The sequence below is a fragment of the Paenibacillus xylanexedens genome, from assembly GCF_007676705.1.
Lineage (GTDB): Bacteria > Bacillota > Bacilli > Paenibacillales > Paenibacillaceae > Paenibacillus > Paenibacillus xylanexedens_C.
This window is the reverse complement of the sequence record NZ_VEBF01000001.1, coordinates 135936-149950: the sequence shown is the minus strand read 5'-3', so window position 1 is coordinate 149950 and position 14015 is coordinate 135936. Positions and strand designations below refer to the sequence as shown.

Genomic DNA, 14015 nt, shown 5'->3' with positions numbered 1-14015 from the left:
ATGATTCGTCGTTTTTTTTCGTATTATCGTCCCTATAAAAAACTGTTTTTGATTGATTTTGGATGCGCTGTACTCGCAGGTCTTCTGGAGTTGGCTTTCCCCCTTGCCGTCAGCAAATTCATTAATGAATTGTTGCCAGGTCAGGATTGGCCTCTTATTTTGCTTGCCTGTGTTGTGCTGTTATCCATCTATGCACTTAATACGGTATTGAACTATGTCGTTACATATTGGGGACATATGCTTGGTATTAACATTGAGACCAACATGCGTGAGAAGATGTTCGCTCACTTGCAGAAGCTGTCCTTCCGGTTCTTTGATAATCGTAAAACAGGCCACTTAATTGGTCATCTTACGAATGATCTGAACGACATCGGCGAGGTTGCTCACCATGGACCTGAAGATGTATTCATCGCAGTAATGACATTAATCGGATCGTTCTTGCTGATGGCTAACATTAATCTGGAGCTTGCGCTGCTTACCTTTATCATTATCCCAATTATGGCTTGGGTCATTATCGTATTTGGTGGCCGGATGACGAAGACCTATCGGCGACTCTTCGGAGACGTTGGCAATTTCAATGCACGCATTGAAGATAACGTCGGTGGCATGCGTGTTGTGCAATCGTTCGCCAACGAAGAACATGAGAAAGAACTTTTTGCGGTGGACAATCAGAATTTCCGTAAAACCAAACTGCTTGCCTACAAAACGATGGCGAAAAGTATCTCGGTCAGTTATATGATGATGCGACTGGTTACGGTGTTTGTCATGATCAGCGGGGCTTGGTTTTATATCGATGGCAGAATCAATATGGGTGACTTTATGGCCTTCCTGCTTCTGTCCAATATCTTTTTCCGCCCGATTGAGAAAATCAATGCCGTCATAGAAAGTTATCCAAAGGGTATCGCTGGTTTCAAGCGTTATCTGGAGATCATTGATACAGAACCTGAGATTGCTGATAGCAAAAACGCCGTTGAGTTCGAAAGTGTGAAGGGGGATATTCGCTTCGAGAACGTCTCGTTCGGTTATGAATCCAGTCGGCGTATTCTGAGTGATATCAGTCTGTCTGTTCGACCAGGGGAAACCGTTGCTTTTGTTGGTCCTTCGGGTGCAGGCAAGACGACGATCTGTAGCCTGCTGCCCCGATTCTATGAGGTTGAAGAGGGACGTATCACTGTAGATGGCGTCGACATTCGTAACGTTAAGCTTCAATCCTTGCGCAAGCATATCGGAATCGTTCAACAGGATGTATTTTTGTTCTCGGGTACCATTAAGGAGAATATTGCCTATGGTGATCTGAGTGCAACGGATGAACAAATCTGGGATGCCGCCCGTCGTGCCTCATTGGAGGAACTGATTCTCACGTTGCCTGATGGCATGGATACCATTATTGGTGAACGTGGTGTTAAACTGTCGGGAGGACAAAAACAACGTTTGTCCATCGCACGTATGTTTTTGAAAAACCCGCCCATTCTTATTCTGGATGAGGCAACCTCTGCTCTGGATACGGAAACGGAAGCACTGATCCAGCAATCACTCGCTGAATTGTCAGTTGGCAGAACGACACTCGTGATTGCTCACCGTTTGACGACCATCAAAAATGCAGATCGCATCATCGTAGTGAATAAAGATGGCATCGCTGAGCAGGGCAACCATGAGGAATTGGTCGCCGCTGGAGGAATATACAGCCGTCTTCATCAGGTGCAATATAGTCACTCTTAAACCATATAAATAGAAGTATAGAATGTTTACACTGAACACTCCGATGACAGAACAACCTTCCGATCGCTGTTATCCCCAGATTTTTTTTATTCCTTCTTTAAAAGGGGAAATCCGGGGGTAGCGTATGCTTCCGATGTAGCTTTCTTGCAGAAAGCTTTTAGGCGAACGCTTTGCTTCCTCAGGTAATTTCTGTCCTCTCCGTTTTGTGTAAATGTTTAGTTCAATTTATATAGAAACTTAAGTAGCTGACTAAGTATCTTGGATAAAGTATCTAAAACAAGTAAACCTTGCTGCGCATATGCGCGGCTTTTTTTATTGATTGGATATTAAAGATGGAGTTATAAAATGCTATGCAAAAGATAATGTTGACAACGTCCACTAACCTGATTATTATAATGTTGACAATGTCCACTAAAAGGGAGGGTTTGACATCGACTCTCAGTACATAAATCCAGATATTCTGGCTGACATGCGACGTTTTAACCGTTTTTATACCAACATACTTGGTGTACTCGACAAGCATATTCTCGGAACAGGGTATTCCTTTGCAGAAGTACGGGTCATTATTGAGATTGGAATTCGGGGAGAGAGCATTGCGAACAATCTGGTGGATACACTGACCATTGATCGCAGTTACATGAGCCGAATCGTGAACAAGCTGTCCAAGGAAGGGCTGCTGGTGAAAGTGAATTCTGCGGCCGACAGCCGGGTCAGTCTGATTCGTTTGACTGCCAAGGGCGAGGAACTATATGCCCAATTGAATGATCGATCCGATCAACAGATCCTGAAATTAATGCAAGAATTGAATGAAGAAGAGATTCAAGAGGTATACACCTCCATGATGAACATACAAGAGAAGTTGAACAAGAAGGCAGGAGAGACAACACGATGATACGATTTGAATGTGATTATAACGAAGGTGCGCATGAACGAATTTTACAAAGACTGATGGAAACCAATATGGAACAGACGAGCGGGTATGGCACGGATGAGCATTGCGAACGGGCGAGAATGCTTATTCGTCAGGCATGTGACAATGAGCAAGCTGATGTTCATTTCATGGTTGGCGGCACACAGACGAATACAACGGTGATTGCATCTATTTTGCGTCCATATCAAGGTGTGATTGCTGCGACCTCTGGACACATTGCGGTTCATGAGACTGGAGCTATTGAAGCTACGGGACATAAGGTGCTCACGGTTCCAAGCGAGGACGGAAAGATCACGGCTGGACAGGTTAGAGCCGTCTACGATGCGCACATGAATGAGTCATCACCGGAACACTGTGTTCAACCAGGAATGGTCTACATATCCCAGCCAACGGAGAACGGAACGATGTATAGCAAGGCAGAACTGCAAGCATTGCACACAGTGAGCAGAGCTTGTGGTCTTCCATTTTTCGTGGATGGAGCACGTCTTGGATATGCACTTGCTTCTCGCGATTGCGATATGACACTTGCTGACCTTGCGCGCTTGTGCGATGTATTTTACATCGGGGGAACCAAGATTGGCGCATTGATGGGAGAGGCGGTTGTTATCCTGGATGAAGCGCTGAAACCAGATTTTCGTTATATGATCAAACAAAAAGGTGGCCTGCTTGCCAAAGGCAGACTGCTGGGAATCCAATTCGAAACCTTGTTCGAAGATGGTCTGTATCTCGATATTTCTCGCCATGCCGTGGATATGGCCTTGAGAATTCATGACTCACTCGAACAGCAGGGGGTACGCTTCCTGTACGATTCACCAACCAACCAGCAGTTTCCGATTCTGCCTGATCGTTTGCTTGAGAAATTACGCAGCGGTTATACGTTCTCCTTCTGGGAAAAGGTTGACGATTCAAACAGTGCGGTGCGCTTCTGTACCAGCTGGGCTACCCGGCAGGAGAATGTGGATGCACTGACTCGCGATATCACTCAATTATTGCATGAAGAGATTCAGGTTCCACAGCGTGTCGAAGTATTGGTTTAATCTTCTTTCAAAATTAAGGATAACGGTTCCGATTTCCTTTTCATATATAAGAGTATTTTGGATGAATTTTAAAAAGTGATTATGCAGAATGCTGATACTGAAAAAAGGACAACCCATTGTGGTTGTCCTTTTTTGGTTTGCCTTTTGTGTGATAGTTGTGAGATAGGGAGTGCATACTCGGTTACTCACTCAAGGCCATGTCATATTTCTCTTTCAGCCGTCGGATATCGGCTCTTGGCGGCGCACCGAACATGCGTGCATATTCCCTGCTGAACTGAGAAGCACTCTCGTATCCAACCCGGAAAGCTACATCTGCCGCGTCAGCAGATTCGGCCATCAGAAGTCGCCGAGCCTCCTGTAATCTTAACTGTTTCTGGAACTGCAATGGGCTCATGGCCGTGATCTCTTTGAAATGGCGATGGAATGAAGATACGCTCATGCTGGCCGTCTCGGCCAGATCTTCAATTCGAATCGGATGTTCCCAATGATGAACGATATATTCAATCGCTTTTCTGATCCGATAGGTGCTGCTACCTTCAACCGCAATCTGCGCCAGTTCTCCTCCGTAAGGCCCTTGAAGGAGGCGGAACAGGATTTCTTTAACGTACAACGGAGCCAGAAATGGAATCTCCCCCGGAGTATCCAGCAATCGAACAAGTCGGAGTACAGCATCCTGAATCGACGATTCCATCTGTCCTACGAACATGGCTCGTCTGGCGTTTTCTTTGGAAGTTACCTGTATATTGCATTCGTTCAATACTTCAAGAATTTGGTTCGGTGTGAATTCGAGTTTGAGGCTTAAGTAGGGTGCATCAGAGGATGCTTTGATAATCTGCCCGATGACCGGGAGATTCATGGAAGCAATCAGGTAATTGGAAGCTCCATATTCATAACGCTCCTGTGCGAGCAATACTTCTTTCAACCCTTGAACAATCACACAAAATGAAGGTTTATATACTCTGTACGCCGGTTCGCTAACCCTTGTATGGTGATAGACAAAAAGGGAGGGAATCACCGTTTCCACCGCACCGTTAAGAAGGGAATAGCGTTCAACCAACTCACTCAGTTCCTGATTTTGTTGAGATAATTCTTCGGTCATGTGAATCCTCCTCGCGGGTTTAACCTAGCTAGATTATAAGGCTTAACATTCAGAACTAGAAGGGGCTGTGAGAGGATCAGGCAATCAATTAAGACAATTGGTATACCGCTTGCTGCCCATAACTCAGCATAATAAGAATAAATAGACAGGGCCAAGCAATGATAGCTTATTTGAAAAGTTGGGTGAACAAGGTGATGAAGTGGTTATCGAATCATGTGAGGCGAATCTTGATTGACAGGCTCGAATCTCAGATCAAGTTGGAAGAGAATTCCGTACATCGAGAGATATACTTCAAATGCTGGTTAGAGCTAGTTTCCGAAGAGGTCGAGACAACATCAGTTTACAGAACAAATTCAAGGAGAGTGTGAAATATGGAATATGTGAAATTAGGACGTACCGGTCTGGATGTCTCCAGATTATGTCTGGGTTGCATGAGTTACGGTGTACCGGAACGCGGAATGGCTCCATGGTCCCTGAATGAAGAGCAGAGTCGCCCGTTCATCCGGAAAGCATTGGATGCTGGTATTAATTTCTTCGATACTGCCAATATCTATTCGGATGGAACTAGTGAGGAAATTGTTGGGCGTGCATTGAAGGACTTTGCCCGTCGGGATGAGATTGTCCTGGCAACCAAATTGTTTTTCCGCATGAATGAAGGACCGAACGGGGCGGGGTTGTCCAGAAAAGCGATTATGAACGAAATCGACAACAGTCTTATGCGTTTGGACACAGATTACGTGGACCTGTATCAGATCCATCGATGGGATAATACAACTCCTATTGAGGAGACCATGGAAGCTCTTCATGATGTGGTTAAGGCCGGAAAGGTCAGATACATTGGAGCTTCTTCGATGTACGCCTGGCAGTTCATGAAAGCCCAATACACAGCTGAGCGTCATGGATGGACGAAATTCATCTCCATGCAGAACCATTATAACCTGTTGTATCGCGAAGAAGAGCGTGAGATGCTGCCATTATGTCTGGAAGAAGGAGTCGGCGTTATTCCGTGGAGTCCTCTTGCCAAAGGACGTCTGACCCGGGATTGGAATGAAGAGACTGCGCGTTCAGGAATTGATCCTGTCGGGAAGGCATTTTATGAAAATGCAATGGTGGATGCTGATCGTCAAGTGGTGGAGCGAGTCTTGAAAGTAGCTGAACAACGGGAGATTCCGCGTGCTCAGGTGGCTCTGGCCTGGTTGTTGCACCAAGAGGCAGTAACCTCACCTATTATCGGCGCGACCAAAATTCATCATCTGGAGGATGCGATAGTAGCCCTTTCTGTGAAGCTGACTACGGAAGAGATCAGTTTCCTCGAAGAAGCGTATGTACCGCATCCGGTAACAGGAAATCTCAGTTGATCCGAGTTCTTAATGTTAAAGTCGCCATTCGGCGGCTTTTTTTATAATGATTGGAAGAGTGAATTGACATTCATCCGGTCAAGCGATGTAGGTTGCGGCAATGGTGATCTGACAGCACAAATTGCAGCTGCGGGAGCACAGCCAACAGGTATAGATTTTTCAGAGGAGACAATTAGGCAAGCGAGACAAAAATACCCGGATATGAATATTCAAGTAGCTTAGCCCGTTTAAGCCAGTGTCCGAAAGTGGTTGAATAGCTTCGCTGAGTATTTATTCACGGGCATCACGCTTGCAGAACAGGAAGTTATTATGGATACTGTTGAGAAGAAGGTACAGCCTCAACTAATGCGGGATAGACAGTGGTATCTGAACAGAAGCCGACTGCGAGTCGTAGCTATTAAGGAATAGGGGAATATGGGATGAAAATGGACAAACCCAAGATTCAGGAGCAGTTACTCGAACAAGAAACCATTGCATATCTCGAATCCAAAGTCGAGTACAAACAAAAATTAATTGAGAATATCACACTGGATCATCAGGAAGCGAGCAAGGTTTCATTTGAAAATGTTGTTTTTAGACATGTGACGATCTCGGAGTCTACGCTGGAACAATTTGAATTCACAGATGTTCGGTTTGAACACTGCGACTTCTCCAATGTCAATCTCTCAAGTGCATTCATGCACCGGACCGAATGGCATAACTGCAAGTTTGTCGGAACTGATTTGTCCAATAGCCGATTGCAAAATGTCAGTTTCCTTCATGGCGTAGGAGACTACAGCAATTTCCGCTTTGCCCATCTCAAACAGGTCTCCTACTCGGAATGTACCTTGATTGGTGCGGACTTCGCCTATCTGGCACTGCAAAAAATGGAGTTCAATCAATGTAATATCGACCAATCTTCGATGACGGGGACCAAAATGAAGGATTTGGATCTTAGTGATTGCCAATTTGATTCCTTGATATTAACCATGGAAGACCTCAATGGTTGTGTGATCTCACCACATCAAGCCGCAACATTTGTAGGATTAATGGGCATCATTATCAAATAAAAGACATGAACGTATTCATGGGGTTGCCAAGATAGCAGAAGTGTGTATAATTGGAGACACATTAGAATAAAAACAGGTTTTCTAGGGTTCCGCGAGCGCATGTGTCGGTCTGGTCCGAGAGAAAACCCGCAACCTGTTGGTTGTGCCACGGAGGGATAAAAGCCTGGGAGATGAACTGCAATATGCAGTTTGTTTCCCGGGCTTTTTTTATTTTTCCGCTAATGTACCCATACTGGGTGTGAAAAATGAATTAGAGAAAGGGTGTTACAGGTATGAATAAAACCTGGATGTCGGTAGTGATTGCTGCTGTGTTTGAAGTGGGTTGGGTCATTGGACTAAAACACGCTAGTGGCTTGCTGGAGTGGGGGCTGACTCTGGTTGCAATTATCATTAGTTTCTCCTTGATGATTGCGGCTTCACGGACACTGCCCGTGGGAACCGTGTATGCAGTATTCGTTGGCCTGGGTACCGCTGGCACGGTACTTGCAGAGATTATTTTGTTTAATGCGCCTGTCCAAGCCGGAAAAATGGTACTCATTGGTGTACTCTTGCTCGGCGTAATCGGACTTAAAATGCTGAGCAAAGAGAAGAATAAGGAGGTGCAGCTATAATGAACTGGGTATTTCTTATCTTGGCAGGGGTATTTGAGATGATTGGAGTGCTTATGATAAACAAGTTGCACAAAGACCGTAATCTAATTTCACTGGTTCTATTGGTGGCTGGGTTTGGTTTGAGCTTTATATTCCTATCTCTGGCGATGAAAACTCTTCCGATGGGAACAGCATATGCCGTGTGGACGGGAATAGGCGCCTCAGGCGGTGCCATTCTGGGCATGGTGTTTTACGGGGAACCTCGAAATGCCCTAAGAATTCTGTTTATTGCCATGGTGCTCGGATCGGCAGTAGGTCTCAAATTGGTCAGTTGAACAAGTGAAAATAAAAAGATAATGTACAGATTACGATTTTAATGTTATCCTTATACGTTACGTGTGAAATAAAAGATACGTCTTATTGATAGATGTGCGTAAATGAAGGAGACAACATGACATTTAAGGACTTGAATATTATCCCCCCCATTTTGGAAGGGTTAAGCAAAGCAAACTATACTAATCCTACGCCTATACAGGAACAGGCAATTCCAGCGGTATTAGCGGGCAGAGACCTGCTGGGATGTGCACAGACAGGAACAGGCAAGACGGCAGCATTCTCGGTGCCAATCATTCAATTATTAAGCGAACGATCCAAAGGACCAAAGTCCGCAAGACATATTCGCTCATTGATTTTAACGCCGACAAGAGAGCTGGCTATTCAGATCGCGGATAACATCAAGGTATATAGCCGGTATACGGACATCCGTTGTACAGCTATCGTTGGTGGTGTTTCACAAAAAGTGCAAGAGCGTGCACTGAATCAAGGTGCTGATATTATTATTGCAACACCAGGCAGATTGAACGATCTGATCAACCAGAAGCGTATTGACCTGAAGATGGTTGAGATTCTCGTTCTGGATGAAGCGGACCGGATGTTGGACATGGGCTTCATTCATGATGTGAAAAGAATCATCGCCAAGATGCCGAACAAAAAGCAGACTCTTTTCTTCTCGGCTACGATGCCTCCTGAGATCACCAAAATGGTTAAAACCTTGTTGGTTGATCCAGTCAAAGTAGAAATCACGCCTGTATCTTCAACGGTAGAACGCATTGAGCAGTCTATATATTTGCTGGAAAATGGCAAGAAGCAGCATATGTTGAATCAGATTTTGGAAGATAAATCCATTGTATCCGCACTGGTGTTCACACGCACGAAGCGCGGCGCTGACCGGGTTACACGAGATTTGGCCAAAGTGAATGTTACAGCACAGGCCATTCATGGTAACAAGTCTCAGAACGAGCGACAACGGGCATTGAACAATTTCAAGAGCGGGGCAACACGTGTATTGGTTGCGACGGATATTGCAGCACGAGGAATTGATGTGGAGGAACTGACCCATGTTATTAACTTCAACCTGCCAAATATCCCGGAAACTTACGTTCACCGCATTGGTCGTACAGGCCGAGCAGGCAAAAGCGGGATGGCAATCTCGTTCTGCGAGAAGGATGAACTTCCGTTCCTGAAGGATATCGAGAAAGTGATCAAGAAGACGATTCCTGAAGTGAAAGGTCATCCATATCCGATGACAGGTGTGCCTGTGTTTGATAAAACCAGCAAAGCACTAGGCAGTAAACCTTCGTTCAACAAATCGGCTGCAGGCAAACCGGCGAAGTCCAAAGCGAACCCGGCACGCAAGCCCAAATCCGAATGGTTTGCCAAGAGTGGTAAATCAAACAGTAGTCGATCCAATGACAGCAGATCTAATAGCAGTAGAACAAGCAGCAGCAAATCCAGCAGTAGCCAATTTAATCGCAGCAGCAAAACAAGGAACGATCGAGCCAATTAAGTCCTTGATAAACCCAATGAAACCTTCTCCACGATGTGGAGGAGGTTTTATTATGTGCAGCGAGCTTATTTACATACGAACCTACATTCGGTATTATTATATCGTTCATTGGTGAAAGGGAGGTACGAACTTGAAGGATGCGATGATTAAATACAGTTTGAATAAGAATGGTGCGACGAAGGAGTACCCTTTTGGACCTGATCCTGTAGTCATTAAGGTCGGAGGGAAAATGTTCGCGTTACTTTTCGAAGACAAAGAAGAAAATGGTCTATTGAACTTGAAGTGTGATCCTATTATTGCAGAGAACCTGAGAGAGCAGCATGAAGCGGTTCGACCAGGATATCATATGAACAAAAAGCACTGGAATACCATTACGCTCGATGGTTCATTGTCGGAAGAGGATGTCATGGTCATGATCGATCACTCCTATGATGTGGTTGTCAAAACTCTTCCGAAAAAAGTTCGGGAATCACTGGCCGAATAAGAAGAAAGTACACAACTTTCTCTACACGTCATTCATCATGTCATTGACATTTAAAAGGTAGGTGAAAGGCTAATGGTCTGCTTCTCTAACAGAATGAATATCCTATGAAAATGAAGACATATTTGAAGTCCATGTGGTTCCGTTACCTTGGCAATAAGCAAGATCGAACGGCCATCATCAATGTGGCATCCCTTATCATCAACGCGTTGATCGGTATAGGCAAGTTAATTCTGGGGATATATCTACTTTCCGGATGGTTTATTACGAATGCCGTATATTATCTGATTCTGTGTGTGGCGAAAGGCCAAGTGCTTCAACAATATAAAGTTGTCAAGAGGATGGAGTCTTCAGAAGAAAGATATACATTGGAGCTTACGGTATATAAGCGTGGAGGTCTGTTCCTGTGTTTACTGGGCGTGTCCTATTCACTGGTCTGCCTGCGAATGTATCTGATCGGCGATGCCTTCATATACGAGGGTATCATCGTGTATATCGTAGCTACAGTCGCTTTTACCAAGCTGGCTTTTGCCGTGTATGGCACCTGGGCTAACCGTCATCTTCATAACCCGATTATCTCTACATTAAAAATGATTAACTTCACCGATGCCATGGTGTCCATCGTGGTCACCCAAGCGACACTGCTCACCATGCAAGCCTCACCTCTTGCATTAAAAACCAGTAGTTTGTTTGGCATGGGGTGCAGTGTTTTATTTTGTCTGATGGGGGTCTGGATGATCTTCCACAAGAAGAAGGAAAAAAGCGCGGATCCAAACCGATCTCCTGGCACTGAATGCTAACATTGAAGCACCAAGGGCAGGGGAAGGTAATTCTGGTCCACGTTTGATCATGTTGATCAATACATATCGAATGAATTGCACATGACGGAATAGACGAGTGTTAAAGGAGTGATATCTATGGATCAAGAACAACAATTGGTAATGGTACAACGGATGCGTGAAAATGACGTCGGCACAGGTGCTGCCCTTCAACCGAGTACCGCGTATGCCGTTAAGGTGGAAGAAGTCGTGATTCCTACGACAAAAGGCGACACGCGTGTACTGGTGTATACACCGGATAAGAAACGTTCAACACCACTGCCAGTCTTCTTCAATATGCATGGAGGTGGTTTCATCTTGGGACAAGCGGAGATGGATGATCCCTGGTGTCGCCTGATCGCTGATCGTGCTGATTGTGTGGTCATGAATATTGATTACAGCCTTGCACCTGAGCATAAATTTCCAACCGCTGTGCATGAATGCTACGACGTTGTACAGTGGGTCCACGCCAATTCGGAATCTTTTTCGGTTAACCCAACTCTCTTCGCCATTGGAGGACATAGTGCAGGTGGTAATCTTGCTGCAGCAGTGTGCTTGTTGAATCGGCAACGTGGAAGCGAGCTGCCGATTGTTCTTCAGGTTATCGATTATGCCGTGTTGGACGTGGCCACAGATCCGGCCGAGAAGCCGAGTTTTGAAGAAGCTATTCCAGCCGATATCGCCAGAACGTTCAACGCCATGTACCTTGAAAAGCCGGAAGATGCCCATGACCCGTTAGCTTCACCTGTACTCGCAAAATCATTACAGGAACTCCCGGAAGCTTTGATCATTACCGCGGAGAAAGATTCACTAGCTCAAGAAGCAAGAACATATGCAGCAAGGCTTGAAGCGAGCGGTGTGAAGGTGATGCTTAAGGAGTACGAGGGCGCCGCTCATGGATTTACGCATTTTGGAGATCTCCAGATGGCAGAGGATGCCTGGTATCGGATGAGTGTCAAGATCAGAGAAGCATTTTCCAAATCACTTGGATCAGATTGACGTAAAAAGTTACCTATAGATACTACCTTGAAGTCGCCTAATGGCGGCTTTTTTTGCTTATCTGTTAAGTTGGTTCAATCCGTTGGTGAAACCAAGCTTCTGAGCTTGCGGTTAAGATAATAAAATAGATTAGGACCGTTCTTAAGATTATAACGATATCGTTAAGGGTAAGAGTTGTTAATTAGCGGAAATAATGACCAATACCAGGAGGTTAATGATATGAACCAAAGTAACAGTCCATCCGATATCGCGATTCTTGGCATGGGAACGGCTCTGCCTGCTCACGCCGTAGCGCAGTCAGATATTGCGGAACTGATCGCTTCCTCTCTTCAGGATCGCCCAGATTTGGCCCGTTTTGCTAAGCGAATATTCAAGTCTTGTGGTGTTGAAACACGATATACGGTGGAACCGAGCTACCTAGGTTCGCTGGAAGAGTGCCGTTATCTGCCTTTTGGTGATGTATCAGACATCCCGACAACCGAAGAACGAATGAATACATACAAGCGAGAGGCGCTTCCGCTTGGCATCGAGGCGGCTGAGAAAGCTCTGAAGGATTCAGGCGTATCTCCTAAGAGCATCACGCATATCATTACGGTCAGTTGCACTGGTCAATACCTGCCGGGTCTGGACGTTATGCTCATCCGTCATTTGGGTTTGTCTGCTCGTGTCAATCGACTGCCACTGATCTTTCAAGGATGTGCGGCAGGCTTGAAAGCCATTCAGATGGCACGAGATGTCGTGCAGGGTGCTCCCGGTTCACAGGTTCTTGTAGTCTGTGTGGAGTTGTGCACACTTCATTTTCAGCCTGTTCAAGATCGGGAAGCGTTATTTGCAGCTTCATTCTTTGGAGATGCGGCTTCTTCATGTGTGGTCGGTACGCCCGAACCTCAACACACGGATGTTCTGAGTCTGGGAACCGGTTATTCTGTTCTTCTTCCGGATTCGACTGAAGACATGACCTGGGAGGTCGGGAACCTGGGGTATGATCTGTATCTGTCACCTCGTATTCCGAAGCTGCTCGGTGTTCATCTGGAAGAGGAACTACGTCTGTTACTGCAAAGTGACCAGCTTCCTGAACTATGGGCTATCCATCCAGGAGGACGGGGAATTGTGGATTCTGTGCAGGATGTGATGAAGCTGAGAGATGAGCAAACGAAGTACAGCAGGGATATCCTGAGAACGTTTGGTAACTTGTCATCCAATACGATCCTGTTTGTACTGAATGCGATGCGTGAGGACATGAAGGCACAGGATCAATCAACCACAGATGGTGTAGCTATGGCATTTGGACCGGGACTCACCGCGGAGTTGATGAAATTTACTTACGTACCATCATTATCTTCAGTGATCGAGGAGCCGGATCATGTCCTTCTTTAGAACATTGTCTATACGGGCCCAGGAAGATGAACTGATGGACGACTTCTCTTTGGGTGGGGAGGAGCTCCGTGAAGCACTCAGACATCTGAGACGCCTTAACAAAATATTCGCTGCACCGGGCCCAACTCTTGCTGGTGTAGAGAAGTTATGGAACTCTGTCGGAAGGCCGGATAAGCTGACCCTTCTGGATGTGGGGGCAGGTTCAGGGGATGTGAACCAGAAACTACTGCAATGGGCGGATCGTCAGGGCGTTCAGCTGGAGATTACGCTAGTCGATCTGACGGAAGAGGCGTGTGAGGAAGCGAGGCAACTATTTCGTGACGAACCCAGAGTCCGCGTGCAACGTGCTGATCTTACAGAACTGCCGGATGCTTCCGCAGATATCGTGACAGGTTCCCAATTTGTACATCATTTTGACGGAGATCAGCTGGTTGATATGGTTTCTCATATGCTACGAGCATCCAGGTACGGTGTCGTCATTAATGATATTCACCGTCATCCTGTATCCTATAAGGCGGTCTGGATTACAACGCGCATGATCTCTCGCAATCGGTACATTCGTCATGATGGACCCCTTTCCGTCGCCAAAGGATTTACAGGGAGAGACTGGAAGGAACTTAAACAACGGCTGAATCATGATTCGATGACTTATGAATGGAAGCCTTTATTCCGTTACTCTGTTGTTATCCCCACAAAAGGCAGGTGATCTTA

At 45.7% G+C, this 14015-nt stretch carries 16 protein-coding genes and 1 riboswitch; of the genes, 15 read left to right on the top strand and 1 reads right to left on the bottom strand.

Annotated features, from left to right (window positions below; all coding sequences use genetic code 11):
- The 3 genes from FS628_RS00665 (at position 1) to FS628_RS00655 (ending at position 3687) form a co-directional block, all read left to right on the top strand.
- Positions 1–1719, top strand: a complete 1719-nt coding sequence (locus tag FS628_RS00665; RefSeq protein WP_145317608.1) for an ABC transporter ATP-binding protein — start codon at positions 1–3, stop codon at positions 1717–1719.
- 469 nt (positions 1720–2188) lie between these two features.
- Complete coding sequence (locus FS628_RS00660) at positions 2189–2611, top strand: MarR family winged helix-turn-helix transcriptional regulator (RefSeq protein ID WP_124114576.1); 423 nt, start codon at positions 2189–2191, stop codon at positions 2609–2611.
- On the top strand, positions 2608–3687 hold the full coding sequence (locus FS628_RS00655) for a threonine aldolase family protein (protein ID WP_145317605.1): 1080 nt from the start codon (positions 2608–2610) through the stop codon (positions 3685–3687). Before FS628_RS00660 ends, FS628_RS00655 begins: the two co-directional genes overlap by 4 nt.
- A gap of 181 nt (positions 3688–3868) precedes the next feature.
- Here the strand turns inward: FS628_RS00655 and FS628_RS00650 are convergent, their stop codons facing one another.
- Complete coding sequence (locus tag FS628_RS00650) at positions 3869–4786, bottom strand: AraC family transcriptional regulator (protein ID WP_145317603.1); 918 nt, start codon at positions 4784–4786, stop codon at positions 3869–3871.
- Between the two features lie 371 nt (positions 4787–5157).
- Between FS628_RS00650 and FS628_RS00645 the strand changes: the two genes are divergently transcribed.
- The 12 genes from FS628_RS00645 (at position 5158) to FS628_RS00595 (ending at position 14010) form a co-directional block, all read left to right on the top strand.
- Positions 5158–6144: an aldo/keto reductase gene (locus tag FS628_RS00645; protein ID WP_145317600.1), complete on the top strand. Its 987-nt coding sequence runs from the start codon at positions 5158–5160 to the stop codon at positions 6142–6144.
- A 12-nt stretch (positions 6145–6156) separates the two neighbouring features.
- Positions 6157–6366: a class I SAM-dependent methyltransferase gene (locus tag FS628_RS32525; protein WP_260870889.1), complete on the top strand. Its 210-nt coding sequence runs from the start codon at positions 6157–6159 to the stop codon at positions 6364–6366.
- A 27-nt stretch (positions 6367–6393) separates the two neighbouring features.
- Entirely contained in the window at positions 6394–6552 is a 159-nt protein-coding gene (locus FS628_RS32520; RefSeq protein WP_260870888.1) for a hypothetical protein, read from the top strand.
- A gap of 11 nt (positions 6553–6563) precedes the next feature.
- Positions 6564–7193: a pentapeptide repeat-containing protein gene (locus FS628_RS00635; protein ID WP_145317597.1), complete on the top strand. Its 630-nt coding sequence runs from the start codon at positions 6564–6566 to the stop codon at positions 7191–7193.
- Positions 7194–7263: 70 nt separating this feature from the next.
- Positions 7264–7365, top strand: a riboswitch (guanidine-I (ykkC/yxkD leader).
- A gap of 100 nt (positions 7366–7465) precedes the next feature.
- Positions 7466–7804, top strand: coding sequence for a DMT family transporter (locus tag FS628_RS00630; protein WP_145317595.1), 339 nt, complete (start codon positions 7466–7468; stop codon positions 7802–7804).
- The gene (locus tag FS628_RS00625) at positions 7804–8118 is read left to right on the top strand and encodes a DMT family transporter (RefSeq protein WP_145317593.1); all 315 of its coding nucleotides are present in this window, start codon (positions 7804–7806) and stop codon (positions 8116–8118) included. The genes FS628_RS00630 and FS628_RS00625 overlap by 1 nt, the downstream gene beginning before the upstream one ends.
- Before the next feature lie 116 nt (positions 8119–8234).
- The gene (locus tag FS628_RS00620) at positions 8235–9629 is read left to right on the top strand and encodes a DEAD/DEAH box helicase (RefSeq protein ID WP_145317590.1); all 1395 of its coding nucleotides are present in this window, start codon (positions 8235–8237) and stop codon (positions 9627–9629) included.
- Positions 9630–9759: 130 nt separating this feature from the next.
- Positions 9760–10113: an MmcQ/YjbR family DNA-binding protein gene (locus tag FS628_RS00615; protein WP_145317587.1), complete on the top strand. Its 354-nt coding sequence runs from the start codon at positions 9760–9762 to the stop codon at positions 10111–10113.
- 104 nt (positions 10114–10217) lie between these two features.
- Entirely contained in the window at positions 10218–10910 is a 693-nt protein-coding gene (locus tag FS628_RS00610) for a hypothetical protein (protein WP_145317585.1), read from the top strand.
- 117 nt (positions 10911–11027) lie between these two features.
- Complete coding sequence (locus FS628_RS00605; protein ID WP_145317582.1) at positions 11028–11927, top strand: alpha/beta hydrolase; 900 nt, start codon at positions 11028–11030, stop codon at positions 11925–11927.
- Between the two features lie 219 nt (positions 11928–12146).
- A complete protein-coding gene (locus FS628_RS00600; protein ID WP_145317579.1) occupies positions 12147–13304 on the top strand; it encodes a type III polyketide synthase in 1158 nt (385 codons plus the stop codon).
- Entirely contained in the window at positions 13291–14010 is a 720-nt protein-coding gene (locus tag FS628_RS00595) for a methyltransferase domain-containing protein (RefSeq protein ID WP_145317574.1), read from the top strand. The genes FS628_RS00600 and FS628_RS00595 overlap by 14 nt, the downstream gene beginning before the upstream one ends.
- The last annotated feature ends 5 nt before the right edge of the window (positions 14011–14015 follow it).